22 protein-coding genes are annotated in these 24925 nt (G+C 73.9%); 13 read left to right on the plus strand and 9 right to left on the minus strand.

The window, feature by feature from the left end; all coding sequences use genetic code 11:
* Positions 1 to 165 precede the first annotated feature (165 nt).
* Positions 166 to 966: a (2Fe-2S)-binding protein gene (locus ACFVTF_RS16300; RefSeq protein ID WP_387814078.1), complete on the plus strand. Its 801-nt coding sequence runs from the start codon at positions 166 to 168 to the stop codon at positions 964 to 966.
* 101 nt (positions 967 to 1067) lie between these two features.
* A complete protein-coding gene (locus tag ACFVTF_RS16305) occupies positions 1068 to 1469 on the plus strand; it encodes a VOC family protein (protein WP_371520546.1) in 402 nt (133 codons plus the stop codon).
* Here ACFVTF_RS16305 and ACFVTF_RS16310 read toward each other — a convergent pair.
* Positions 1430 to 1804 (minus strand): DUF6191 domain-containing protein, encoded by a 375-nt coding sequence (locus ACFVTF_RS16310; RefSeq protein ID WP_387814080.1) that lies wholly within the window; start codon positions 1802 to 1804, stop codon positions 1430 to 1432. The genes ACFVTF_RS16305 and ACFVTF_RS16310 overlap by 40 nt on opposite strands.
* Before the next feature lie 104 nt (positions 1805 to 1908).
* Between ACFVTF_RS16310 and ACFVTF_RS16315 the strand changes: the two genes are divergently transcribed.
* From ACFVTF_RS16315 to ACFVTF_RS16335, 5 genes are all read left to right on the plus strand, one after another.
* Positions 1909 to 2667, plus strand: a complete 759-nt coding sequence (locus tag ACFVTF_RS16315) for a dienelactone hydrolase family protein (RefSeq protein ID WP_371520551.1) — start codon at positions 1909 to 1911, stop codon at positions 2665 to 2667.
* A 450-nt stretch (positions 2668 to 3117) separates the two neighbouring features.
* Positions 3118 to 3996, plus strand: coding sequence for an alpha/beta fold hydrolase (locus ACFVTF_RS16320; protein WP_387814082.1), 879 nt, complete (start codon positions 3118 to 3120; stop codon positions 3994 to 3996).
* Positions 3997 to 4111: 115 nt separating this feature from the next.
* Positions 4112 to 6253, plus strand: coding sequence for a protein kinase (locus ACFVTF_RS16325; RefSeq protein ID WP_387814084.1), 2142 nt, complete (start codon positions 4112 to 4114; stop codon positions 6251 to 6253).
* Positions 6250 to 6552 carry a glutaredoxin domain-containing protein gene (locus ACFVTF_RS16330; RefSeq protein ID WP_387814086.1) on the plus strand — a complete coding sequence of 101 codons (303 nt, stop codon included), beginning with the start codon at positions 6250 to 6252 and terminating at the stop codon, positions 6550 to 6552. Before ACFVTF_RS16325 ends, ACFVTF_RS16330 begins: the two co-directional genes overlap by 4 nt.
* A gap of 762 nt (positions 6553 to 7314) precedes the next feature.
* Positions 7315 to 8952, plus strand: a complete 1638-nt coding sequence (locus tag ACFVTF_RS16335) for a M4 family metallopeptidase (RefSeq protein ID WP_371520562.1) — start codon at positions 7315 to 7317, stop codon at positions 8950 to 8952.
* A gap of 94 nt (positions 8953 to 9046) precedes the next feature.
* Here the strand turns inward: ACFVTF_RS16335 and ACFVTF_RS16340 are convergent, their stop codons facing one another.
* From ACFVTF_RS16340 to ACFVTF_RS16350, 3 genes are all read right to left on the minus strand, one after another.
* A complete protein-coding gene (locus tag ACFVTF_RS16340) occupies positions 9047 to 10351 on the minus strand; it encodes an MFS transporter (RefSeq protein ID WP_387814088.1) in 1305 nt (434 codons plus the stop codon).
* Between the two features lie 294 nt (positions 10352 to 10645).
* Positions 10646 to 11632, minus strand: coding sequence for an ABC transporter substrate-binding protein (locus ACFVTF_RS16345; RefSeq protein ID WP_387814090.1), 987 nt, complete (start codon positions 11630 to 11632; stop codon positions 10646 to 10648).
* A gap of 59 nt (positions 11633 to 11691) precedes the next feature.
* The gene (locus tag ACFVTF_RS16350; protein WP_371520571.1) at positions 11692 to 12480 is read right to left on the minus strand and encodes a MerR family transcriptional regulator; all 789 of its coding nucleotides are present in this window, start codon (positions 12478 to 12480) and stop codon (positions 11692 to 11694) included.
* 394 nt (positions 12481 to 12874) lie between these two features.
* Between ACFVTF_RS16350 and ACFVTF_RS16355 the strand changes: the two genes are divergently transcribed.
* From ACFVTF_RS16355 to ACFVTF_RS16365, 3 genes are read left to right on the plus strand one after another with little or no spacing between them, the layout of a single operon-like run.
* Positions 12875 to 14437, plus strand: a complete 1563-nt coding sequence (locus tag ACFVTF_RS16355; RefSeq protein WP_387814092.1) for a flavin-containing monooxygenase — start codon at positions 12875 to 12877, stop codon at positions 14435 to 14437.
* The gene (locus tag ACFVTF_RS16360) at positions 14434 to 15411 is read left to right on the plus strand and encodes an alpha/beta fold hydrolase (RefSeq protein WP_387814094.1); all 978 of its coding nucleotides are present in this window, start codon (positions 14434 to 14436) and stop codon (positions 15409 to 15411) included. The genes ACFVTF_RS16355 and ACFVTF_RS16360 overlap by 4 nt, the downstream gene beginning before the upstream one ends.
* Positions 15408 to 16313 carry an SDR family oxidoreductase gene (locus tag ACFVTF_RS16365; protein WP_387814096.1) on the plus strand — a complete coding sequence of 302 codons (906 nt, stop codon included), beginning with the start codon at positions 15408 to 15410 and terminating at the stop codon, positions 16311 to 16313. Before ACFVTF_RS16360 ends, ACFVTF_RS16365 begins: the two co-directional genes overlap by 4 nt.
* A 165-nt stretch (positions 16314 to 16478) precedes the next feature.
* On the opposite strand, the gene ACFVTF_RS16370 is transcribed toward ACFVTF_RS16365, so the two are convergent.
* Positions 16479 to 17933 (minus strand): PLP-dependent aminotransferase family protein, encoded by a 1455-nt coding sequence (locus ACFVTF_RS16370; RefSeq protein ID WP_387814098.1) that lies wholly within the window; start codon positions 17931 to 17933, stop codon positions 16479 to 16481.
* A 204-nt stretch (positions 17934 to 18137) separates the two neighbouring features.
* On the opposite strand from ACFVTF_RS16370, the gene ACFVTF_RS16375 reads away from it, so the two are divergent.
* Complete coding sequence (locus tag ACFVTF_RS16375; protein WP_371522926.1) at positions 18138 to 18734, plus strand: LysE family translocator; 597 nt, start codon at positions 18138 to 18140, stop codon at positions 18732 to 18734.
* A gap of 93 nt (positions 18735 to 18827) precedes the next feature.
* Here ACFVTF_RS16375 and ACFVTF_RS16380 read toward each other — a convergent pair whose 3' ends face one another.
* The 4 genes from ACFVTF_RS16380 to ACFVTF_RS16395 all read right to left on the minus strand — a co-directional run bounded on the left by ACFVTF_RS16380 (position 18828) and on the right by ACFVTF_RS16395 (position 21940).
* On the minus strand, positions 18828 to 19841 hold the full coding sequence (locus ACFVTF_RS16380; RefSeq protein ID WP_387814100.1) for a serine hydrolase domain-containing protein: 1014 nt from the start codon (positions 19839 to 19841) through the stop codon (positions 18828 to 18830).
* Complete coding sequence (locus ACFVTF_RS16385) at positions 19838 to 20770, minus strand: DUF6895 family protein (protein WP_387814102.1); 933 nt, start codon at positions 20768 to 20770, stop codon at positions 19838 to 19840. The genes ACFVTF_RS16380 and ACFVTF_RS16385 overlap by 4 nt, the downstream gene beginning before the upstream one ends.
* Positions 20767 to 21522, minus strand: a complete 756-nt coding sequence (locus ACFVTF_RS16390) for a hypothetical protein (protein ID WP_387814104.1) — start codon at positions 21520 to 21522, stop codon at positions 20767 to 20769. Before ACFVTF_RS16390 ends, ACFVTF_RS16385 begins: the two co-directional genes overlap by 4 nt.
* A 217-nt stretch (positions 21523 to 21739) precedes the next feature.
* Positions 21740 to 21940 (minus strand): hypothetical protein, encoded by a 201-nt coding sequence (locus ACFVTF_RS16395; RefSeq protein ID WP_371520590.1) that lies wholly within the window; start codon positions 21938 to 21940, stop codon positions 21740 to 21742.
* A gap of 156 nt (positions 21941 to 22096) precedes the next feature.
* Here ACFVTF_RS16395 and ACFVTF_RS16400 point away from each other — a divergent pair, with 156 nt between their 5' ends.
* Positions 22097 to 22870, plus strand: a complete 774-nt coding sequence (locus ACFVTF_RS16400) for an SDR family NAD(P)-dependent oxidoreductase (protein ID WP_371520592.1) — start codon at positions 22097 to 22099, stop codon at positions 22868 to 22870.
* Between the two features lie 154 nt (positions 22871 to 23024).
* Complete coding sequence (locus ACFVTF_RS16405) at positions 23025 to 24866, plus strand: ABC transporter ATP-binding protein (RefSeq protein WP_387814106.1); 1842 nt, start codon at positions 23025 to 23027, stop codon at positions 24864 to 24866.
* Positions 24867 to 24925: the final 59 nt, after the last annotated feature.

Genomic DNA, 24925 nt, shown 5'->3' on the forward strand with positions numbered 1-24925 from the left:
TTGGGCCGTCTGGTCCGATGTCGGGCCGTTCGCCGCGGCGCCACCCTTGCCCGGGTGTCGTGGGTGTCGCGCCGCCCGGCCCGGTCCCGGGTGGTGCGCATCCTGAGGCGTTGTAAGGTGAGCCTCACCTTATTCGATCATGCGGAGTCGATCCACGGAGCGCCGATGATCCCCGGAACACCCCTGCCCGTCGCGCCGACGTCCACCCTGCCCGGCGACTACCGGCGCCTGCGCGAGCTCTGCCCGGTGCTGGAGCTGCGCCTGCTCGGCGCCGACGAACCCGACCCCCGTGCCGCCGACGGCTGGTACTCGGGGGCCGAACTCGCCGCCGACGAACGGGCCCTGGCCGCCGTCCTGGCCGGCGGGGAGGAGCGCATCGCCGCCGAACACGGCCGCGCCCCCCGCCCGCACGTCACCGCCTCCAGACTGCTGCACCACTACGTCTGGTCCGCGTGCCTGCTCATCGCGGGCCCCTGGCACCTCGCCCGGAAAGTCCCCCTCGTCGACCCCGCCGACCTCTGGCTGCACGCCCCCACCGGGGACCTCGCGCTGCGCCCGCGCGACCACGTCACCCTCCCCGGCGACGACGAACTCCGCGCCGAACTGCGGGCCGCCGTGGTCGCCCACGTCGGGCCGGTGCTCGCCGCCTTCGCCGCCCCCAGCCGGCGCCGCGACCGCGCGCTCTGGGGCATGGTGACGGACGACCTCGCCTCGGCCGTCTGGTACCTCGGCCGGATGCTCGGCGAGGAGGACGCCGCGGTCGTCGCCGCCGGGGCGGTGCTGCCCGGCGGCACCCTCCCGCTGCCCGGCGCCGCCGACTTCCGCCGCCTGCACACCCCCGACGGGCGCGGCCACCACACCCGTACCCGGCTCGGCTGCTGCCTCTACTACGCCGTCAAGCCCGAGGCCGTAGCCTGCCTGACCTGCCCGCGCACCGGTGACGAGGAACGGCTGCGCCGGTTCTGAGGGGTCCGTCCGCGGATCGCCGTCGGGGGGCGTCGAGGGGATCGTGTGGGGGGATCGTCGGGGACGGTTCGTTGTCAGTGGTATCGGCTAGGGTCGCGGCCATGATCGATTCGACGACGCGGGTCCGTATCGCCCGGCCCTCGCGCGACCTCGCGGCGGCCGAGCGCTTCTATGTCGGCGGCCTCGGCCTCGACGTGCTGTGGCGCACCACCGAGCGGGTGTCCGGCGAGCACGACCTGCTGATGGTCGGTCCGCCCGGCGGAGCCTGGCACTTCGAACTCACCCACGACCCGGAGAACCCGCTGGAGCCCACCCCGACGGTCGACGACCTGTTCGTCGTCTACCTCGGTGCGCCGGTGGACGACGCCCTGGTCGCCCGGCTGGAGGCCGCCGGCGGCACTCCGGTCCGGGCCCACAACGCCTACTGGGAGGAGTTCGGCGTGACGATATCCGACCCGGACGGCTACCGGCTGGTGCTCTGCTCCCGTGCCTGGGGAGCCTGACCGCCTGTCCGACCCCGTTCGGTCTCGCCGCCCGCCCCGCCCCTGTTGTGCAGCACCGCCACGCCCCGGTCCAGGTCCACGCCGAAGTGCGGCGGCGCTCCGACTTGGGCGCCGTCCCGCAGCGTCAGCTGTTCCCGCCGCTGTTCGACCTGCACCCGCTTGCCCGGGCTGAACAGCGCCTGCACCTCCTCCAGCCCGCCGCCCAGGCCCACCCCGGTGCTCCCGCCGCCCCGCCGCCAACGCCCCGAGGACTCGCCCCGGATCTGCCACGCGATCAGCAGTATCAGCCCGATCGCCGCCGCCGCCACGCACGCCACATCTACGATCACACCCATGTACGCCCAACGCCGGGCGGTCGCACCCGCGTTCCCCGCGGGCGCCGCGCCGGCGGCGGCGTCCACCGGCTACCTGCCGCGCGAACCGAAGGAGACCCCTCACCATGACCGTGCGCGGAACCACCGTGGACATCCCGACGGCGGACGGCACCGCCGACGCCTACCTCGCCCATCCCGACGACGGGCGGGCCCATCCCGGAGTCATCCTCTACATGGACGCCTTCGGGCTCCGACCCCAGCTGAAGGACATGGCCGACCGGCTCGCCCAGGCCGGGTACGCCGTGCTGGTCCCCAACGCCTACTACCGGAACGGCCGCGCGCCGGTCGTCGAACTGCCGCCGCTGATCGACCTGGAGAAGGACCCGACGATCTTCCAACGGATCGGCCCGCTGCTCCTCAGCCTCACCCCCGAAGTGACCGCCCGCGACGCGGACGCCTACCTGCGCTGGCTCGCCGACTCCCCGCTCGTCTCGGACGGCCCGGTCGGCCTCACCGGCTACTGCCGCGGTGCGTTGCTCGCCCTGTGGACGGCCGCCAGCCACCCCGACCGGATCGCCGCCATCGCCGGGTTCCACGGCGGCAACCTCGCCACCGATGCGCCGGACAGCCCGCACCTGGGCGCCTCCCGGATCACCGCCGAGGTGTACTTCGGCCACGCCGACGAGGATCCGTCCATGCCCGCCGAACAGATCGAACGGCTCGCCGAGGCCTTCACCGCCGCTGGTGTCCGCCACCGGGAAGAGGTCTACCCGGGCGCCGCGCACGGCTACACCCAGGCCGACACCACCCGCTACGACGCCGTCGCCGACGCCCGCCACTGGGAGGCGGTGCTCGACCTGTTCGGGCGGACCCTGTCGGCCTGAGCCGCCGGAGGGCCGGGGCGGCGGCCGCGGTGCGGTCAGCGCGACGCCGCCCCGGTCTGGGCCGTGCGGGCGCGGGCCGGTGGCGGCCTCGCGCCACAGCACCTCCTCTTCGTCCTCCGGTCACGCGACGGACGCGAGGTGTTCGGGTTTGAGTGGAGCCGGGCCGTCATGGTCTGGTGCCTGACAGCGAGTCCGGGCCCGACTGGTGGCCGATCCGCCAGGCGTTGGGGGCGCCCGGGGCTCGTGGCAGCGGTGAGCAAAGAACCCGCGTCACCGGGCAGCACAGGCCGGGACCGGGCGGACGGATCCAGGGGGGAACCGAACGTGCAGAAGACGGAGAACAGGCAGAACGCGCAGGAGCCGTGGGGCGCGCGGGACACGCAGGGCGCACGGGGGATGGGGGGCGTACAGGCAGTACGGGGCACACAGGGCACGCGGGGCACACGGGCCATGCGGGACGTGCAGGACGCCATCGCGCAGGCGCTGGCCGAGAGCCTCCCCGGCGGGGTCCGGCAGGGCGAACTCGACCGTGGTGGACGGGCGTTGCGCTGGGTGGAGGCGGGTCACGGCGGCCCGCCGGTGGTGCTGCTCGCGGGCTGCGGCACCTCGTCGCTGACCTGGGCGCCGGTGCTGTCCGAACTGGCCGCGCACAGCCGGGTCGTGGCGTACGACCGGGCCGGGCTCGGTGCCAGCGACCCCGCTCGCGTCCCCGGTCCTTCGCTGGAGTCCCCGACCGGGGACCTGGCTGCCCTGGTGGAACACCTCGGCGCCGGCCCGGCCGTCCTGGTCGGGCACAGCTGGGGTGGCCAGCTGGCCCAACTCCTCGCCTGGCGGCACCCGGAACTGGTGGCCGGCCTGGTCCTGGTGGATCCGGCGCACGAGGAGTTCCAGCCACCGGCCATCCGCGCGGCCGAGGCCGTCCTGTTGCGGGTGGGGCTGCTCAGGGCGGCCATGACGCCCGCCGCACGCCGTGCCGGGGGAGCCGTCGCGAGGGCGGAGGCGGCCGTCGAGGCACACCACCACCAGCGGCGGACCGTCCTCGACGAGAACCGGCTGACGGTCCTCGCGGTCTCCGAGCTCCGGCGGCGGCGCGCGGCCTCGCGGCTGCCCGACGTGCCGGTGACGGTGCTGAGCGCGACCGACGGCCTGCCGGGGGCGATGCGCGCCCGCTGGACCGTCCTCCAGTCACACGTCGTCGCCGGCGCGGCCAAGGGCTCGCACATCGTGGTGCGCGGCGCCGGCCACCACGTCCACGCCGACCACCCGCAGGCCGTCGCGGCCGCCGTCCTGGAGGTGGTCGAGCACGCCCGGCAGGGCCGGGTCAGCTGACGGTGGCGGCCCTCAACCCCTGGCCGGACAGTGCCTGCTGACCGTTCGACCCCCTCTGGCACACTGGGGGCCGAACGGCCCGCTGGGGAGGGTCATGACACATGGGGGCGGGAGCATGAGGGGTGCGGGCGCCGTGCTCGGCGGGCGGTACACGCTGGTCGAGCGGATCGGCGGCGGGGGGATGGGCACGGTCTGGCGGGCCGACGACACGGTGCTGGCGCGGCCGGTGGCCGTCAAGATCCTGCACTCGGCGCTGTTCGAGGACGACACCTTCATCCAGCGCTTCCGCCGGGAGGCCCAGCTGGTCGCCGCGATCGACCACCCCGCCGTCGTGGACGTCCACGACTACGGCGAGAGCGGCGGCGGTGCGGAGGGCCGGGAGGGCGGCGAGGGCGGCGACGCCGGGGACCGCTGCGCCTACATCGTCATGGAGCTGGTCGACGGCCTGCCGTTGGACCGGGTGCTCGCCGAGGAGGGCCCGTTGCCTCCCGAGCGCGCCCTCGGCCTGGTCGCCGCCGCGCTGGACGGCCTGCACGCCGCCCACCGCCGGGAGATCGTGCACCGGGACATCAAGCCGTCCAACCTGATGGTGCGCACGGACGGCCGGGTGACCATCACCGATTTCGGCATCGCCCGGGCGATCGCCAGTACCAAGATCACCGCCTCGCACGCGATCGTCGGCACCGCCCTCTACATGGCCCCCGAACAGGCCGAGGGGACGGGCACCGGGCCGGGCTCCGACCTCTACTCGATCGGTGTGGTCTGCTTCGAACTGCTCACCGGGAAGCCGCCGTTCGTCGGCGAGAGCGTGTTGGAGGTCGCGCTCAAACACGTCCGCCAGCCGGCGCCGGAGCTGCCGGGGGCCTTCCCGGCGGCGGTCCGCGAGCTGGTCGCGAAGGCGCTGGAGAAGAAGCCGGAGGACCGGTTCGCCGACGCCGCCGAGATGGCGGCCGCGGCCCGGACGGCGATCGGTGCGAAGGACGCGGGCGCCGCGGCGGGTGCGGCCGGCGCCCCGGCCGACACCGGGACGGTCGACCTCAGGGCGGCGGCCGGGGGAGCGGCCGCGGGTGAAGGGGCCGGGGCCGGGGTGGCCGGGGGCGCCGGCGCGGCGAAGGCCGGTGCCCTGGTGCCGGTCGCGGACGGCGCCGACCAGCCCGCGTCGGGCGAGCGCCCGGCGTCGGGTGGCCCCGTGCCGGACGAGGACGAGGTCGCGAAGGTGGGGCCGCAGCCGGTGACCGAGCCGGGCAAGCGCCGGTCGCGGCGCGCACTGCTGGTGCCGGTGATCGTCCCCGTGGTCATCTCGATGGGCACGGCGACCGTCCTGCTGGTGGACCGCGGCCCCGGCCGGTCGGACGCGGCCGAGCCGCCCGCCGCCCAGCCGACCGTCGTCGTGACGGCCCCGGTGACCCCGGGCACGGGCAGCCCGACGGCTCCGGCCACGACGCCGCCCGTCACGCCGACACCCTCCGACACCCCGGTCGCCGACCAGCAGCCGAGCACCCAGCCGGGCGCGCCCGTCCCGGCCCCCGCGCAGGGCGGCAACGGAGGCGCGGCGGGCCGGGGCACCGGTGCGGGCGCGGCGGGCGGCGGCAACGCGGCCGGTGGCGGCGGTGCTTCGGGTGGTTCCGCGGGCGGTGCCTCGGGCGGTTCCGCCGGCGGGGGTTCGGGCGGCCAGTCCAACCAGTCCGGCGGCGGGGGCGGCACCGCCAACCAGCCCGCCAACCCCAATCCCAACCCGCAGCCCCCGGCCCAGAACGCGGCCGGTGGCTCTCCTACCGGGGGCGGCTCCCCGTCCGGCGGCGGTTCGCCCTCGGGCGGCGGCAACCCGCCGGCCCCGCAGACCCCGACCCGGCCGCCGTCGTGCGGCGGCACCTCCTGGACCACCATCGTCAACGTGAAGGACGGCCGCCCGATCGGGATGGCCCGCGACGAACTGACCGGCGACAACCCGATCGTGGTCGGCGGCGCGGCCCAGTACGGATGGGTGCGGGCGACCGACCCCGGTTCCTGGATCAGTTTCAACGCCTGCAACAGCGGCGGGCCGCTGCTCGTCCAGACCATGGACGGCAAGGTCACCCTGAGCGGCGGCTTCAGCTTCCTGACCAACTGGACGGTGCGCAGCGGATCCGCCCAGGGCTCCTACACGCTGGCCGACTACCAGAACCAGCGTTGCATGACCGACAACGGCCCGGGGAGCGCGGTCACCATGGTGACCTGCACCCCCGGCAACACGGCCCAGGAATGGCGGTTCCAGTGACAGCGACCGGCGGAGCCGACGACGGCGTGGTCCTCTACTGGCGGCCGCTGTGCACGTTCTGCATGAACCTGCGCCTGGCGCTGCTCTTCACGCGCCTGCGCTACAGCCGGCGGTTCACCATGGTGAACATCTGGAAGGACCCGGACGCCGCCGCCTCCGTCCGCTCGGTCGCGGACGGCAACGAGACCGTGCCGACCGTCACCGTGGCCGGGCGGCCGATGGTGAACCCGTCGATCCGCCAACTGCTCGCCGCAGTGCGGGAGTACGCGCCGGATGTGCTCCCCGAGAAGTCTCGCTGACCGGTCCGGGCGAGGAGCGGTACCCCTTCGCTCTCCCGGTCCAGACCCCGATCCCGCCGTTTCCGCTGCTGCCGCTGCCGTTTTCGCCGCCGCTTCCGCGGCCGGACGGGCCCGGCGCGGGCGAGCGGGGCGCCGCGGGAGCCGGGCGTCAATCGCAGCTGCCGGTGGAGGAGGGGCCGTTGTGGGGCGCGGGGTCTCCCCGGCTCCGGTGCGCTCCTGAGCGGTCGCTCCCAACTCGCCGACTGCGCTGAGGAGTCGGGCGAACACGAGGTCCGGTGGCGCTAGCAGATGGCCCGGCGGCGGGCAAGGGTGGCAGGTGGCGGGACCTCGCCAACCGGATGTCAAGATTCCGTATGGGAAGTTCTACAGGCATGTAAAAGTCGATTTCGGCCCGCTCGGCTCCGCGCGCCGGATCGGCGTTCGATAGTCGATCGGACATCGGTGCAGGCGGTCGGGCGTGGTTCGGGTGGGAACCCACCGCAAGGCGCGGTGAATTGCCCCGTTTTGCCCACCACTTGAGAGCCCTGGCGAGCTGGCGGGACCTGGCCAATCGCTGAGGTAGACCTGTCAATTCACCTGCTGGATTGTCATGCTTCTGGACAGCCCCGGCGGTAGCCCCCACCCCCACCCCTTGGTGGCTCGCCGCTCGACCGCCCGGGGTTTCAGCACGTCAGCGCCCATTTCCGCCCCACAGGTGCCGACCCCGGCCCCCGGAACGCGGCGCGACCGCGTCCACACGCGGTTTCCCGGAAGGACTCGCACGTGAAGCGAAAGCTCGCAGCTGTCGCCGTACTGTCGGCCACCGCCCTGCTGACCGGTGTGATCCAGGTGAGCACCGCCGCCCAGGCCAGCCCCGTAGCGGGCGTCCAGGCCCAGGCCGACCACCAGCACGCGGCCGTGCTCGCGCTGGCCGGCGGCCAGTCCGGCCCGCTCGCCAAGGCCCTCGCCCTCGGCGAGAAGGAGCGGCTCGTCGCCAAGGACGCGGTGGTGGACAAGGACGGCACCCGGCACCTGCGCTTCGAGCGCACCTACGCCGGCCTGCCGGTGCTCGGCGGCGACCTGGTCGTCCACCAGAAGGCCAACGGCTCGGTCAAGTCGGTCGACAAGGCGGTCTCCGCCAAGCTCGCGCTGCCGAGCCTGACCCCGCAGATCCCGGCCGACAAGGCCGCCGCGCAGGCCGCCGGCGCCGTCCAGGCCACCGTCGGCGTCGTCGCGGACAAGGATGAGTCCCCGCTGGCCGACGTGCACCAGACCGGCAAGGCCGAACTGGTCGTCTGGGCGAGCGACGGCAACCCGCGTCTGGCCTACCGGACCACCGTCGAGGGCGTGCGCGCCGACGGCACCCCGAGCAACCAGGTGCTCGTCACCGACGCCGCCACCGGCAAGGTGCTGTCCACCCACGAGAAGATCGAGACCGCCGCCGGCACCGGCAAGGGCGTCTTCGTCGGCCAGGTGCCGCTCACCACCGCGCAGAGCGGCTCCAGCTACTCGCTGAAGGACGACACCCGCGGCGGCCAGTCCACCACCGACATGAACAACGGAACCGCCGGCAACGGCTCGCTGTTCGCCAACACCTCCAACAACTTCGGCGACGGCACCGCCTCCAACCGCGAATCCGCCGCCGTGGACGCCCAGTTCGGCGCGGCCACCACGTGGGACTTCTACAAGAACACCTTCGGCCGCAACGGCATCCGCAACGACGGCGTCGGCGCCGCGAGCCGCGTCCACTACGGCTCCAACTACGTCAACGCCTTCTGGGACGACAGCTGCTTCTGCATGTCCTACGGTGACGGCAACGGCGACGCCGCCCCGCTCACCGAGATCGACGTGGCCGGCCACGAGATGAGCCACGGCGTCACCGCCGCCACGGCGAACCTCAACTACTCCGGTGAGTCCGGCGGCCTCAACGAGGCCACCTCCGACATCATGGGCACGATGGTCGAGTGGTACGCCAACCTGCCCTCCAACCCGCCGAACTACTGGATCGGCGAGCTGATCAACCTGAACGGCAACGGCACCCCGCTGCGCTACATGGACCAGCCCAGCAAGGACGGTCAGTCCGCCGACTCCTGGTCCGCCGGTGTGGGCAACCTCGACGTGCACTACTCGTCGGGCGTGGCGAACCACTTCTTCTACCTGCTGTCGGAGGGCAGCGGCGCGAAGAGCATCAACGGGTTCGACTACAACAGCCCGACGGCCGACGGCTCCTCGCTCGCGGGCATCGGCCGGGACAAGGCCGCGCAGATCTGGTACCGCGCGCTGACCGTCTACTTCACCTCCACCACCGACTACGCGGGCGCCCGGGCGGGCACCCTCAGCGCGGCGGCGGACCTGTACGGCAACGGCAGCGCCGAGTACAACGCGGTCGCGGCCACCTGGACGGCGGTCAGCGTCAACTGACGACCGCCTGAGTGGGCCCTGCCGAACCGTGGGTGCCGGCGGGCAGGGCCGCACGGCGGGGGTGACGGTGTGCGGACCACCGTCGCCCCTGCCGTCATGTGCGCGGGGCGCGACGCGCGGGCGCGGCGATGCGGGGTCGGACGCCGGAACCCTCAGACCGACCGTCGGTCCCACCGTCGGCTCCACCGCCGGTCGGAGCGGTCGGAGTGCGGCGGCGGTAGCGCTGTTCGGTCGCGGTGCACGCGGCGAGCAGCAGGGCGGCCGCCGCCGCGGCCGCGGTGATCGCGAACGGTGCGGCGGGCGCGAAGTGCGTGGTCGCCCAGCCGCCCAGGAAGGTGCCGGCCGACTGGGCCAGGATCAGCGCGCTGACCAGCGCCGCCATCGCCTCGCCCAGCCGGACGGCCGGCACCGTCCGCTCGACCAGGCCGAACATCGTGATCATCTGCGGTGCGACCGCCACCCCGAGGAGGCCCACGGCAACGGTCAGGCTCCACAGGCTCCCGGCGGAGACGAGCAGGACGCAGGAGGCGGCGAACAGCAGCACCGTGCCCGCCCGCAGCCGGGACGCCAACTCCCACCGGGCGGGCAGGCCCGCGGCGGCGATCCCGGCCAGGGAACTGGTGAACCCGATGAAGCCGTACAGCAGCCCGGCGGCGCCCGGCCGGCCCAGTGCCTCCGTGGTGGCGGTCACCCCGACCTGCACCGAGCCGAAACACGCGCCCAGCAGCGCCATCCCGGCCAGCAGCAGGACGTAGGGCAGGGTGAGCAGCCGCTCGGCGGAGCGGGCCGGGGACTTCGGGATGCCGGGGGAGGCCGTCGGGTGCAGCGCGAACAGGGTCGCGCAGACGCCGGACAGCGCGGCTGCCACGAGCAGGCCGACGGCGGGGGAGGAGACGGTGGCGAGGACCCCGACCAGTGCCGGCCCGGCGGTGAAGCCGACTTCGTCGACGATCCCGTCCAGCGACAGCATGACGGAGGTCGACTCCCTTTCACCGGCGGTCAACCGGACCCACCGGCTGCGCGACAGCGGGCCGACCAGCGGGACGGACAGGCCGACCACGGCGGCGGGCGCGAGCTGCCAGCCGAGGGCCGACCCGCGTTGCGAGGCGGCCACCAGCGCCACCAGTGCCGTCGCGTTGACCAGCGCGGCGACCAGCCCGACCGTCCGCTGCCCGCGTCGGTCCGCCAGCCGACCCACCAGCGGGCCGCCGACCGCCTGGCCGACCGCCAGCGCACCGGCGACCAGGGAGCCGCGCCACACGCTGTCGGTGTTCCGGCTCACCAGCAGCAGGGTGCCGATCGGGCTCATCGCGTTCGGCAGCCGACCGAGCAGTGACCACAGCAGCACCCGGCCGCCGGTCAGTTGCGCCGCCGTACGGAACTTCACGACCACGGACATCGGTACGCCCCCACACGGAGCCGGTGCGGGCGCCCGCCTCCCGTCACCGGCCCGACCAGGCGACAGCGACCTGCGGGTGAGCCTCGACGGTAGGGGTGCGCCCGGGGGGTGGGTAATCGGTCGATCGACCAGTGGCGGCGGGGGTGGGGGAGGGGTGGGGTTGGAGGAGTGGACAACGGGTGGGGCGCGCGAGGTCGCGGCGGTCCGTCACCATCGGTCCGTCACCATCGGCCCGCCGCCTTCGGTCCGCCGCCCTCGGCCCGCCGCCTTCGGTTCGTGCGCCGCCGGGCGTGCTCAGGGCGCGAGGTCCTTCCGGATCTGGTCCAGGATCAGGCCGGCCCCCGTGTAGCCGATCCCGAGCATCCACAGGCTGTCGTCGACCCGGAACACCCGGCCGGTGCGGACGGCTTCCAGGTTCTTCCACAGCGCGCCATCGGTGATCCTGCCCTGGTCGGACTTGGCCGCGTCCCCGTAGACCGAGTAGAAGATGACGTCGGCCGCCGCCTGGTCGACCTGCTCGGGGCTGATCTCGACCGAGAACCCGGGCTTGTCCTGGTTGGCGGGCCGGCCGAGCCCGAGGTCCTTGAACAGCGAGCCGACGAAGGTGTCGTTGAGGTACAGCCTGGTCGGTGCGCCCGCGAGGAAGCGGGCCATCTCGACCCGGGTGGCGGCGGCCTTGGCCGGGCCGCCGAGTGCGGTGACCAGGTCCCGAGCCTTCGTCCGGTACGCCGCGTCGGCCGCTTCGGCTTCGGCCTGCCGGCCCATCGCCTCGGCGTGCAGCCGGACGTTCTCCTTCCAGGCGGGCCCGGTGGTCTTGGACAGCACCGTCGGCGCGATCTTCGCCAACTCGTCGTACCGCTTGTCGTCGCGCACCTGGTTGCTCAGGATGAGGTCCGGCCGCAGCGCCGCGATCGCCTCCAGGCTGGGCTGCCCGATGGCGCCGACGGCCTTCGTCGTGGCCAGCCGTTCGGCGGGCAGGTAGGCGGGGAAGGGGGCGCCCTCGGTGACGGTGGTCGCGCCGACCGGCGTGAGCCCGAGGGTGACCACGGAGTCCAGCGCGTCGGTGTCCAGCGCCACCACCCGGGCGGCCCGGGCCGGTACGGTGCTCTCGCCGCGAGCGTGCCGGATGGTACGGGGTCCGGACCCGCCGGAACCGCTGGCCGTTCCGGTCGAACCGGCCGACGGTGCCGGGGAGTTCGGACCGCAGGCGGCGAGGGCGAGGCCCGGGGTGAGCCCGGCGGCGAGGCCGAGCGCGGCGCGGCGACTGAGGGGTCTGGGCATCGGCGTTTCCTCCAACGGGTGGGCAGGGCGCGGGAATCCCTGCCCTCCCGCCGGAGGGGTTACGCCTCGGTGTCGTTCTCCCGTCGCTGGCGCAGCAGTTCGTCGTACTCGGCGGGCACCCGTCGGTCCATCGCCAGGGCGAACTGCGCGTCGACGACCGTACGGGCCAGCGGCCGCACCCGCAGGATGCGTTCGGTGAGCCGGGCCGCCTCGCCGGGCGGCAGCGGGGCGTCGGCGGCGAGGGCGCCGAGCAGGTGCTCGCCGACCACGTCGATGAAGATCTCGGCGATGGCTTCCACGTGCTCCTGGGTGCGCCGGCTGGCGTCCAGCACCACGGAGAGCGGTACGCCCTCGGCGACGAGCGCGGTGGTGGCGTCCATCAGGCGGCGGCTGATGTGGGTGATCCCGTCGTCGTCGATCGTGATGTAGCCCTGGGCGATCGACTCGGCGGTGTTCTCCTCGGTGAGCTGGTCGTCGAAGACGGTCCTGAGTTCGTCCCAGTCCAGGCGCACCGGGGTCTCGTCCGACCAGGGGGCGACGATCGCGGCCTCCAGCCCGATCAGCTCGGCGACGTCCCGCCCGCTCTCGCCGGCGCCGATCAGTTCGGCGATGCCGCCCAGGGTGTGGCCGCGGTCCAGCAGTTCGCCGATCATGCGCAGCCGGGCCAGGTGCTCCTCGCCGTACCAGGCGATCCGGCCCTCCTTGCGGGGCGGCTGGAGCAGTTTGCGCTCGCGGTAGAAGCGCAGCGTCCGGCTGGTGATGCCGGCCGCCTCGGCCAGTTCCTCCACCCGGTACTCGCGTTTTCCGTCACCCGCAGCTGCTCTGACCTTGTCCACGGCGATCAGCATAGGTCCGTCACCTCCGAAGGCTCCCGGAATCCGGGTGGCCGCGCTTCTTCCATCCGGTGTCAGCAAGGGCTACCCTGCCAATCGTGCCAGTAATTACTGGCGCGATTAGCGGGGCTCCGACGCCGGTCGTCGGGGAACCCTCTCGGCAGTACGGCAAGGCGGCGCGCAAGGCGGCGTAAGGCAGTGCGCACAGCACCATGCAGAGCAGCACCAGAGCGATACCGCGGCTTCACCCGGGCGCATCAGGGCAGCATCAGGGCAGCGCCAGGGCGGTACGAGAGCAGTCGAGCACAGCACGAGCACGGCGTCGTCGGCGCGCCAGGAGGCGCGGTACGAGCGGGCGCCACGGTACGGCAGCGCGAAGATCATCGCCCCACCCTCACGAGGAGGCCGCATGGCATCCAGCAGCAAGCGCCCCCGCTCCGGCACGTCCGGTGCCCCCGCGGCGGACGAGGCCGTCCCGCACGTGCGGGTGGCGGTGATCGGCTCCGGCTTCGGCGGTCTCGGCGCCGCGGTCCGGCTGCGCCGCGCCGGGATCACCGACTTCGTCGTCCTGGAGCGCGCGGACTCGGTCGGCGGCACCTGGCGCGACAACAGCTATCCCGGCTGCGCCTGTGACGTGCCCTCGCACCTCTACTCCTTCTCCTTCGCGCCCAATCCCGCGTGGCCGCGCAGCTTCTCCGGCCAGCCGGACATCCGCGCCTACCTGGAGAAGGTCGCCAGCGTCTTCGGCCTGCGCCCGCACCTTCGGTTCAACACCGAGGTACTGGAGGCGCGTTGGGAGGCCGAGCAGGTCCGCTGGCGGATCACCACCTCGGCCGGTCAGTGGACCGCGGACGCGGTGGTCTCCGCCGCCGGACCACTGGCCGACCCGCAGATCCCCGACCTGCCGGGGCTCGGCGCCTTCCCCGGCAAGGTGTTCCACTCCTCCCGCTGGGACCACGACTACGACCTGACCGGCAAGCGGGTCGCGATCGTCGGCACCGGAGCCTCCGCCGCCCAGATCATCCCGTCGATCCAGCCGAAGGTCGGCAGGCTGACGGTCTTCCAGCGCACGCCCGCCTGGGTCCTGCCGCGCCGGGACCGCGAGATCAGCCAGCTGGAGAAGTGGCTGCACGACCGCGTGCCGGTCACCGGGAAGATCCGCCGCGGCACCCTGTTCGCCCTCCGCGAGCTCCAGGTGGACGCCTTCGTGCGCCGCCCGGGCATGCTGCGCGTGGTCCAGCAACTCGCCGAACGCCACCTCGCCCAGGGCGTTCCCGACCCGGCCCTGCGCGCCAAGCTCACCCCGGACTACCGGATCGGCTGCAAGCGCATCCTGCTCAGCAACACCTACTACCCGGCGCTCGCCGCGGCCAACACCGAGGTCGTCGCCTCCGGCCTGCGCGAACTGCGCGGCTCCACCCTGGTCGCCGCCGACGGCAGCGAGCACGAGGTCGACGCCATCGTCTTCGGCACCGGCTTCCACGTCACCGACATGCCCATCGGGGCCCGGGTGTTCGGCGCCGACGGCACAAGCCTGGCGGAGGAGTGGAAGGACGGCATGGAGGCGCTGCGCGGCTCGGCCGTGCACGGCTTCCCGAACCTGTTCTTCGTGATCGGCCCCAACACCGGCCTCGGCAACAGCTCGATGATCCTGATGATCGAGTCCCAACTGAACTACCTGATCGACGCGTTGACCACGCTCAAGTCGATCGGTGCCACCGCGATGCAGCCCACCGCCCGGGCCCAGCGGCAGTGGAACCTCGAACTCCAGCACCGGATGGACCGCACCGTCTGGACCACCGGCGGCTGCCGCAGCTGGTACCTGGATCCGAACGGCAAGAACACCGTGCTGTGGCCCGGCTCCACCACCGCGTTCCGCCGCGCCACCCGCAAGGTCGACCTCGGCGAGTACGAACTGATCATGCGCGCCGGCCAGGACACCGCCCGTGCCGCGCAGGAGGTGTCCGCATGAGCGCCGCCGAGCTGCCCGCCGAGTACGTCCCGCCCGTGCCCGTCGAGGAGTTGAGCATCCGATCGGCGGACGGGATCCGGCTGCACGTCGAGGTCCACGGTCGGCCCGGGGCGCCGACCGTCGTGCTCGCCCACGGCTGGACCTGCTCAACCGCCTTCTGGGCTCCGGTGATTCGCCAACTCGCCGACCGTTACCGCGTGGTGGCCTACGACCAGCGCGGCCACGGGCACAGCGAGATCCCGCCGAGCCGGGTCCGGTACTCCACCCGGGCGCTGGCCGAGGACCTCTCCGCCGTCCTCGCCCGGACCGTCCCGGCGGGGGAGAAGGCCGTGCTCGCCGGGCACAGCATGGGCGGGATGACCATCATGGCCGCCGGTGGCCGCCCCGAGATCGCCGAGCGGACCGCCGCCGCCGTCCTGGTCTCCACCGGGCCGGGTGAGCTGGTGGCCGAACTCACCGTGCTGCCCGAGGCGGTGCGTTCCCCGGGGCTGCGCCGCCTCCTGAACCGCCTGCTGCTGCGCTCCCGGCTGCCGCTCGGGCCGGTCTCGCCGGTCAGCCGGGTCGCGCTCAAGTACGCGACCATGGGGCCGGGTTCGCCCGCCGGGCAGGTGGAGGCGACGGCCCGGATCGTGCACGCCTGCCCGACCGCCGTCCGCGCCAACTGGGCGGCCGTCCTCGACCGTCTGGACGTCCACGCCGGACTCGCCCGGCTCGCCGCACCGACCGCCGTCGTGGTCGGCACCGCGGACCGGCTGACCCCGCCGGTGCACGCGCACCGGATCGTCGCCGAACTCACCGACGCGCAGGGGCTGTTGCTTCTTCCGGGGGTCGGGCACATGGCGCCGCTGGAGCGGCCGGTCGAGGTCGCGGCCGAGATCCACCGCTTGGCCGCCGCGTACCTGTCCGCCGCGCCTGCCGCCGTCTCCGCCCCTACCTCCTCCGCCCCCGTTTCCGAGAGGACCGCCGCCGCATGAACGCCATCCCGCCGTTGTCCGCACAGGTCGTCGTCGTCACCGGGGCCGCCCGCGGGGTCGGGGCTTCGCTCGCTCGCGCGCTCGCCCGGCGCGGGGCCAAGGTCGCCCTCCTGGGGCTGGAGCCGGACGAGCTCAAGGCCGTCGCGGCGCAGTGCGGCGCGGCCGCGACCAGCTGGGAGGTGGACGTCACCGACCTCGACGCGCTCGGCGACGCCGCCCGTCGGATCAAGGAGCACTACGGCCGGATCGACACCGTGGTCGCCAACGCCGGCATCGCCATCGGCGGGCCGGTGGCGGACAGCGATCACCGGGCGTTCAGCCGGGTGATCGAGGTCAACCTGCTCGGCAGCGTCGCCACGGCCAGGGCCTTCCTGCCCGCGCTCGCCGAGAGCCGGGGCTACCTGCTGCAGATCGCCTCGCTCGCCGCGCTCACTCCCGCGCCGCTGATGAGCGCGTACTGCGCCAGCAAGTCCGGGGTGGAGGCCTTCGCCCACTCGCTCCGCGCCGAGGTCGCCTACCAGGGGGTCAAGGTCGGTGTGGGATACCTGAGTTGGACCGACACCGACATGGTGCGCGGCGCGGACGAGGACGCCGTGCTCAAGCAGATGCGCACCAGGCTGCCGTGGCCGGCCAGCAAGACCTACCCGCTGGAGCCCGCAGTGGAGCGGATCGTCGCCGGCATCGCCCGGAGGTCCGCCCATGTCTACGCGCAGGCCTGGCTGCGCGGCATGCAGCCGGTCCGCTGGCTGCTGCCGAGCCTGATCGCGGCGGTCGGCTCCCGGGATGTCGCCCGGATCGCGCCCCAGCTCGCCGCCACCGCCGCCTCCCGGTTGCGCGCCGTCGGCGCCGGCGGAGCTGCGGACACGGCGGTGCGGGGCGGCCGGACCGGCGCCGCCGACTGAAGGGCGCCGACTGACGGGAGCCGACTGACGGGCGCCGACTGACAACTGACGGCTGACAGATTTCAACTGACGGATAACAGATAACAGATTTCAACAGTTGTTATCTGTTATCCGTCAGTTGTTCGGCCGCTTGGCTGCTTCGCTGCCTGACTGCCCGGCCGCCCGTCACTCCGTCCACTCCTCCGCCGTCCCCCGCGCGATCCGTGCCAGCGTCTCCAGCGCTCGCGTCAGCACGGGCAGCGGCGGCGAGGCCAGGGCGACCCGGACGGCGGACGGGGAACGCCGGGGGTCGGCGGCGAACGCCGCCGCGGGTGTGACGGCGATGCTCGCCCGCGCCGCCGCCGCGACGAACGTCTCCGCCCGCCAGGACGCCGGCAGCTCCCACCACAGGTAGTACGAGCAGGGGTCGGCCCGGACGCGCTGCCCCGCCAGCACCTCGCGCGCCAGCAGCTGGCGCGCGACGGCGTCGGCGCGCTTGGCCGCCGCGACCTCGGCCACGGTGCCGTCCCCGATCCAGCGCACGGCCGCCTCCAGGGCGAACCCGCTGGGCGTCCAGCCACCCGAGCGCAGTGCGCCCGCGATCCGCTCGCGCAGCGCGGCGGGGACGACCGCGAACCCGGTGGTCAGCCCAGGCGCGAGCCGCTTGGAGAGGCTGTCGACGAGGACGGTGCGTTCCGGTGCGAGGTCGGCGAGGGCGGTCAGCTCCGGGCGGAGGAAGGACCAGATCGCGTCCTCGACCACCGGCAGGTCGAGGCGGCGCAGCTCCTCGGCGAGGGCGGCCGTCCGCTCGTACGGCAGGCTCCCGCCGAGCGGGTTCTGCAGCCTCGGCTGGACGTAGACGGCGCGCAGCGGCGCGGCCCGGTGGGCGGTGGCCACGGCGTCGGGCAGCAGCCCGTGCTCGTCGACGGCCAGCGGCACGAGTGTGATGCCCAGCCGCTGGGCGACGGCCTTGACCACCGGGTAGGTCAGCGCCTCCACCCCCAGCCGGTGGCCGGGCGGCACCAGCGCGGACAGTGCCGCGGCGACGGCCTGCCGTCCGTTGCCCGCGAACAGCAACTCCTCCCCGGCGATCTCCGGGGTCACCTCCCGGTCCCCGCCCGACCGGTCCCCGACCGACAGATCCCCACCCGACAGGTCCCCGCCCGGCCGGGCACCGTCCATCCGGCCACCGCCCGACCGGCGTTCGTCCGACAGCAGTGCCGCGAACGCCTGCCGGGCCGCGCCCGTCCCGGCCGCGCCCACCGGTGCGAGCGCGGCACCCAGCGCGTCCGCCCGGAGCAGCGGCGCCAGTCCGGCGGCCAGCAGTCCGGCCTGCTCGGGGACGGCGGGGTAGTTGAGTTCCAGGTCCACCGGCGCGTCGGCCGGTTCGGCGAGCGCCACCTGCCCGCCGGTTGCCCCGCCGCCGGCCCCCTGCCCGGCCCGGACGAAGGTGCCGCGCCCGACCTCCCCGGTGGTCAGTCCGCGCCGGGCCAGTTCCCGGTAGACGCGCCCGGCCGTGGAGTTGGCGATGCCCCGGCTGCGGGCGAAGGCGCGCTGGGTGGGCAGTTGCCGGCCCGGCCGCAGCCGCCCGTCGGTGATGGCGCCGGCGACCTCGTCGGCGATCCGGCGGTAGTCGTCCATCGGGGGGACCCCTCCACGCGAGTTGACGGCATTGCACGGCACCGCGCCAGCATTGCACCGAGTGCAAAGTCATCATTGCATCGAGATCGATGCCGGGCCTAGCCTCCTCGCATGGAAGCACTGACCTCCACCGCTCCCGCCGCATCCGCCCTGTCCGCCGTGGGCGGGCACGCCGTACTCGGGGTCGCCGCCGTGGCGCTCGGGATGGTGCTGACACCGGGGCCCAACATGATCTACCTGGTCTCCCGGTCGATCGCCCAGGGCCGCCGCGCCGGGCTGCTGTCGCTGACCGGGGTCGCGGCCGGTTTCCTGGTCTACCTGGCCGCGGTGACGGCGGGCGTGGCCGCCGTGTTCTCGGTGGTGCCCGCCCTCTACACCGCGATCAAGCTGGCCGGCGCCGGCTACCTGCTGTGGCTGGCCTGGAAGGCCGTCCGTCCGGGCGGTACGGCGGTGTTCGCCCCGCAGCAGCTGCCGCCGGACCCGCCGCGCCGACTGTTCGCGATGGGCTTCCTGACCTGCCTGCTCAACCCCAAGATCGCCATCATGTACATCTCGCTGCTGCCCCAGTTCGTGGCGCCCGAGCGTGGTCACGTCGCGGTGCAGAGCCTGGTGCTGGGGCTGACCCAGATCGTGGTGGCGGTCACCGTCAACGGGCTGATCGCGGTGAGCGCGGGAGGCATCGCGTCCTTCCTCGACCGCCGTCCCGCCTGGCTGCGGATCCAGCGCTACGCGATGGGGACGGTCCTCGGCGGCCTCGCCGTCCACATCGCCGCCGACCGCGCCAAAGCCGTGGCAGCCTAGGTCCGCAGCGCCGCCCGCCGTCCGCCGTCCGCAGCCCGCAGCCCGCAGCCCGCAGCGCCGTAATACGGCAGCGCCGCACCCCCAGACCGGGTCCTAAGCCGCCCGCAGCACCTCGTACGCCGCCTGGAGGAACCGCCCGTCCAGCGACGGCCCGGTGTTGGCCAGGGCCGCCACCGCGGCCGACGTCTGGGGCGAGAACCCGACGAAGGCGGTGAACCCCCGGGTCGCCCCGGCGTGGAAGTACAGGTCGCGCCCGCCCGGGCGGCGGTGGTTCCACACCAGGCACAGCTGGTCCGTCGAGCGCGGCAGCCGCAGCCGCGGCCGCTGGACCTCGCTTAGCGCGGACGCCAACTCGCCGTGGCCACCGTCGAGATGCGCCCTCAGGTAGCGCAACAGGTCGGCCCCGCTCGCCCGGAGCGCGCCGGCCCCCGGCAGTCCGGGGATGTGCCACGGCGGCAGTTCCTGCCCGCGCCGGTACCCGACCGCCCGCCCCGGCGGGTCCGCCGTACAGGTGGTGGCACCGAGGCCCAGCGGTCGGAGGACCCGTTCGGCGAGCAGTTCCCCGTAGGGCGAGCCGCCCGTCTCGGCGAGCGCCCGACCGAGCAGCGCGACACCGTAGTTGGAGTACCGGTACCGGCTGCCGGGCCTGCACCGTACGGTGGTTCGGGCCACCCCGGCCCTCAACTGCTCGTCCCCGAACGCGACGTACGGATTGGTGAACCAGGTCGGCACGGCGCGCGCGGCCAGTCCGGGCGGCAGCCGGGGCAGGCCCGAGGTGTGGGTGGCCAGGTGCAGCAGTCTGATCGGCTCGGGGGAGCGGACGGTCACCGGGCGCCAGCAGTCCGGCAGGTGGCGTTCCACCGTGTCGTCCAGGGAGAGGTCTCCGCGCGCGGCCATCTGGGCCAGCAGCAGCGCGGTGAAGGTCTTGCTGACCGAACCGAGTTCGAAGACGGTGTCCGGCGAGCACGCGGCCCTCCGCCCGTGCCCGAGCCGCCCGTGGCAGTGCACCTCCTGCGTGTCCCCGAGCGCGACGGCGACCGTGACGGCGCTGGCGTACGGCCCGGCCGCGCGCACCACCTCCGCGACGGCCGGACCCAGCCCGTTCACGCGGCCGCCGTGGTGGCCCCGAGCGCCCGGGCGAGCGTGATGCCACCGGCCACCACCGCGACGACGGCGGTGTGCTGGTGGTCCTGGAACGCCCGCTCGCGGTCCTCGTCGACCGGGTCGGTGTCGCGCGGCAGCAGGCCGTCCTCGTGCTGGACGGCGGCCAGCGCGTCCCAGCCCTGCCGCCCGGTGGCCGGCTCACCGATGCACGCGTCGACCACGAGGAGTTCGGCGGCGAGGTCCCACTGGCCGATCTCCAGCCAGATGTCGAGCCAGGCCGGCAGCCAGTCGCGCACGTGCTCGCGCATCGGCTCCGGCAGGCCGTCCGGGCGGGCGCCCCAGTCCGTGAGGTGGAAGACGGTGTGGGTGATGTCGTAGCCGGTCATCCAGTTGACGGCCCACGGCTCGGGCGTGGCGCCCAGCCAGGTGCCGGCGGCGAGTGCGGCCCAGTCCGGCTGGTGGGCGAGCCCGATGACCCGTCGGGCGTTGGCGACCCCCAGGCGCCGGTTGGGGTGGATCTCCTCGGCGTGCGCGGCCCGCAACCGGCTGAGCGAGTCGAGCAGTTCCTCCAGCGCCGGGTGGCGGTAGCCGGCCCGGGCGAAGTGGGCGTAGGTCTCCAGCGGGTCGGTCATGGTGAAGTGGCGCAGCTGCCGTTCGTACAGCAGGTCGCCCTCGCGCAGTTGCGCCCAGGCGTGGTCGAGCAGCTCGCGTGCGGTGCGGGCCTCGGTGGGCCCGGTGACGCCGTCGCGCAGGATCAGCGAAGCGGCCAACGCGATCTCGCCGAGCGGTTTGTAGGCGTCGTCGGGGTCGGAGAGGTCGACCACGGTGTTGTCCGGGATCCGGCCGAGGCCGTCGGCGTGGGAGGCGTGCAGCCAGGCCAGCGCGCGCGAGGCGAGCCGCTGCGCGGTGGCGAGGACGTGGGTGTCGGTCATCGGACCCGGCTCCGTCGGTCGGCCGGCGGACGGGAGGAGCGGTCGAGCAGCCGACCGGCGACGGCCAGTTCGAGTCCGGTGCGGGCGCTGCCGTTACCGGCCAGCCGGATGCGCTCCAGGACGGGTTCGACCTCCAGTCGCAGCGGCCGGCCCTCGGCACCGGCCCAGGCGAGCCAGCGGGCGAGCCGGGCGGCGGTGGGGAGGTCGCGGCGCAGCATGGAGCGGACGGTGCCGCGGGCGAGGGCCAGGGTGTGCGCGCGGGCGGTGTCGTGCACCGGGCCGTCGAGCCCGGGCAGTGCCAGGACGGACAGCTGCGCCATCCGCACCGACCAGGTCTGCCAGCCGACGGCCTCCGGGCCCGGAGGCGGCACGGGCGGCGGGGCACCGGTTCCGTACGGCGTGCGGGCGAGCACCTGCCCGGCCGCCCAGTCCTGCCATGCGATCACCAGCGCGGCGTCGGCCGGGGCCGTTGCCGGGTCCGGTGCCGGGTCCGGCGCCGGAAAGGCCTGCCGCGCCTGGGCCAGCAGTTCGGCGGTGGGCTCGTCGGGCGCGGCCCCGGCGAGTAGTTGCGGGGCGAAGAGGTCCGCGCCGAGCACCCGCAGCGCGGCCAGGGTCGGGCGCGGTACGGCGCCGTCCGGGTCCGCGAGCGCGGCTGCGCCCGCGTCGCCCCGGAGGGCGTCGAGGGTCCGGCGCGCCACCCGTTCGACGGCTGCGGCGTACTCGTCGCGCAGTGGCGTCTCGGCGAAGGGCATCGGTGCTGTTCCTCCTGGTCGGGGAGCCCCCGGCGGGCGGCCTCGCGGGCGCGGGTTCGCGGGCGCGGGTTCACGCGGACGGGCTCACGGGCACGGGCTTACGAGCCTCGTCAGGCCCGCCGAGGAGCCGGGGAAGGGGTGGGCCGGTCCACATCGGTGGACCGGCCTCGCGATCGGGTCGCCCGGCTGCCGGGTCGGTGATCGGGTCGCCCGGCTGCTAGCGGGTCGACTTCTCCTTCGGTGGCTTCGGCGACAGCAACAGCGCCAGCAGCAGGAGTCCGAGGGCTTCGGGCGAGTACGTGGGCGCGTCGGACACGACGGCCTCGTCCTCCACCATCAGGCTCGCGAGTGTGTCCGTCTCGGCGCGCGTCGCGGCCGGCGTGGTCGTGGTCTCGTGGGTCCGGGAGTGAGTAAGCATCAGAAGTGCCTCCTCAGTTGAGCGTCACCGCCCGGTCGGGCGATGCCCCCGTCCGAACGGTACGGGCGCGGTCCGGTACCTGCATCCGCAGACGGCCGGGCCGGGATAGTCCATTCGGAGTGGGCGCGGCCGCGGTGAGTCGGTACCGTCGGTGGCATGACCACAGCCTTGATCACCGGCGCGACCGCCGGCATCGGAGCCGCGTTCGCGCGTCGGCTCGCCCGCAGCGGCTACCAGCTCGTCCTGGTGGCCCGGGACACCGGGCGCCTGGAGCGTGCGAGCGCCGACCTGCACGCCGAGCACGGAGTCGAGGTGGAGGTGCTGACCGCCGACCTCGCCACCGACGAGGGCATCGCGGCCGTGGAGGCCCGGCTCGCCGACTCCGCCCGCCCGGTGGACCTGCTCGTCAACAACGCCGGTTTCGGCAACAAGGGCGCGTTCGGGACCGTCCCGCTCCAGGACGAGCTGGACATGCTGAAGGTGCACATCGAGGCGATCCTGCGGCTGACCACGGCGGCCCTGCCGGGGATGCGCGAGCGCGGTCGCGGCGCGGTCGTGAACGTCGCCTCGGTGGCGGCGTTCCTGCCGCGCGGCACGTACGGGGCGAGCAAGGCGTGGGTGGTGAGCTTCACCCAGGGCGTGCTGCGCGACCTCGGCGGCACCGGGGTGCGGATGATGGCGCTCTGCCCGGGCTTCACCCGCACCGAGTTCCACCAGCGGGCCGGCATGGGCACCGGCAACATCCCGGCCTGGTCCTGGCTCTCGGCCGAGCGGGTGGTGGCGGAGGCGATGCGCGACCTGGCCCGGGGCCGCTCGTTGTCCGTGCCGGGCAAGCGCTACAAGGCGGTGGTGGCCCTCGCCCGCCTGCTGCCTTCCGGCCGGCTGGGCGGCCTGTCCTCGAAGGCGGCGCGCAGCTACCGGACGAACTGACGCGGTCGGGGCGGTCGGGGCGGTCTGGCGGCCGGGCGGTCCGAGGGGTGGTCGCCGTGGGAATAGATCCAGCCTCACTATTAGCTAGTCTAACTATGAGCTATTCTCGCTATGCTGGCGGCCGTCCGACCGCCCCACCCACGGAGGTTTGCCCTTGAGACCCACCACCATCAACTGGACCCCGCCCGAACGCGCCCAGGGCGAGCCCCGCCCGCCGGCCCAGTGGCGGCGCATCCTCGCCCTCTTCCGCCCGTACACGGGCCGCCTCACCGTCGTCGGGCTGCTGGTGGCCGCCTCCGCCGTGGTGTCGGTGGTCTCGCCGTTCCTGCTCAAGGCGGTCCTCGACACCGCGATCCCGCAGGGCCGCACCGGGCTGCTCAGCCTGCTCGCGCTCGGCATGGTTCTCGCGGCCGTGGTGAACAGCGTCTTCAACGTCCTGCAGACGCTGATCTCCACCACCGTCGGCCAGCGCGTCATGCACGACCTGCGCACCGCCGTCTACAGCCACCTGCAACGGCAGTCGCTGGCGTTCTTCACCCGCACCCGCACCGGCGAGGTGCAGTCCAGGATCGCCAACGACATCGGCGGCATGCAGTCCACCGTGACGTCCACCGCGACCAGCCTGGTCTCCAACTTCACCGCGGTGATCGCCTCCGTGGTCGCGATGGTCGCGCTCGACTGGCGGCTCACCGTCGTCTCGCTGCTGCTGCTCCCGGTGTTCGTCTGGATCAGCCGGCGGGTCGGCAACGAGCGCAAGAAGATCACCACCGAGCGGCAGAAGCAGCTGGCCGCGATGAGTTCGGCGGTCCAGGAGTCGCTGTCGGTCAGCGGCATCCTGCTCGGCCGCACGATGGGCCGCTCCGACTCGCTCGCCCGTGAGTTCACCGGGCAGTCCGACCAGTTGGCCGACCTCGAAGTGCGGTCCAGCATGGCCGGGCGCTGGCGGATGAACACCATCCAGATCGTCATGGCCGCGATGCCCGCGGTCATCTACTGGGCGGCGGGGCTGTCCGCGGCGGGCGGCGCGCCGATCGTCTCGGTCGGTACCCTGGTCGCCTTCGTCACCCTCCAGCAGGGCCTGTTCCGCCCGACCGTCAGCCTGCTCTCCACCGGCGTGGACGTGCAGACCTCGCTCGCGCTCTTCCAGCGCATCTTCGAGTACCTCGACCTGCCGGTGGAGATCGCCGAGCCGCCGGAGCCGCGGAACCTGACCGACATCCGCGGCGAGGTCCGCTTCGAGGGCGTCGACTTCCGCTACGACCCCGCGCAGGAGCGGCCGACGCTCTCCGGGGTCGAACTCAAGGTCCCGGCCGGGAGCTCGCTGGCCGTGGTCGGTGAGACGGGCTCCGGCAAGACCACGCTCAGCTACCTCGTCCCGCGGCTGTACGACGTCACCGGCGGCCGGGTCACCATCGACGGCGTGGACGTGCGCGAACTGTCCTTCGACACGCTGGCCCGCGCGGTCGGCGTGGTCTCCCAGGAGACCTACCTCTTCCACGCCTCGGTCGCCGAGAACCTGCGCTTCGCCAAGCCGGAGGCCACCGACGCCGAACTGGTCGAAGCCGCCCGGGCCGCGCAGGTCCACGAGACCATCGCCGCCCTGCCGGACGGCTACGACACCCTGGTCGGCGAGCGCGGCTACCGCTTCTCCGGCGGCGAGAAGCAGCGCCTCGCGCTCGCCCGGACGATCCTGCGCAACCCGCCGGTGCTGATCCTCGACGAGGCCACCAGCGCGCTCGACAACCGCACCGAACAGGCCGTCCAGCAGGCCGTGGACACCCTGGCCGCCGGCCGCACCACCATCACCATCGCGCACCGGCTCTCCACCGTCCGGGCCGCCGACCAGATCGCCGTCCTCGACCACGGAGAGGTGGTCGAACTCGGCACCCACGAGGAACTGGTGGAGCTGGACGGCCGCTACGCGGCACTGCTGCGCCGGGAGGCGCCGGAGCCGGCCGCCGTCGTACCGGAGGCGGCCGCGCTCGGACACGTGTGAGCGGCCGACCGGGTGCGGCGCGACGTGATGTGGCGAGGTGTGACGTAGCGGGGCGTGAT

It is taken from the genome of Kitasatospora sp. NPDC057940 (assembly GCF_042887425.1).
In the GTDB taxonomy this organism is placed as follows: Bacteria; Actinomycetota; Actinomycetes; order Streptomycetales; family Streptomycetaceae; genus Kitasatospora.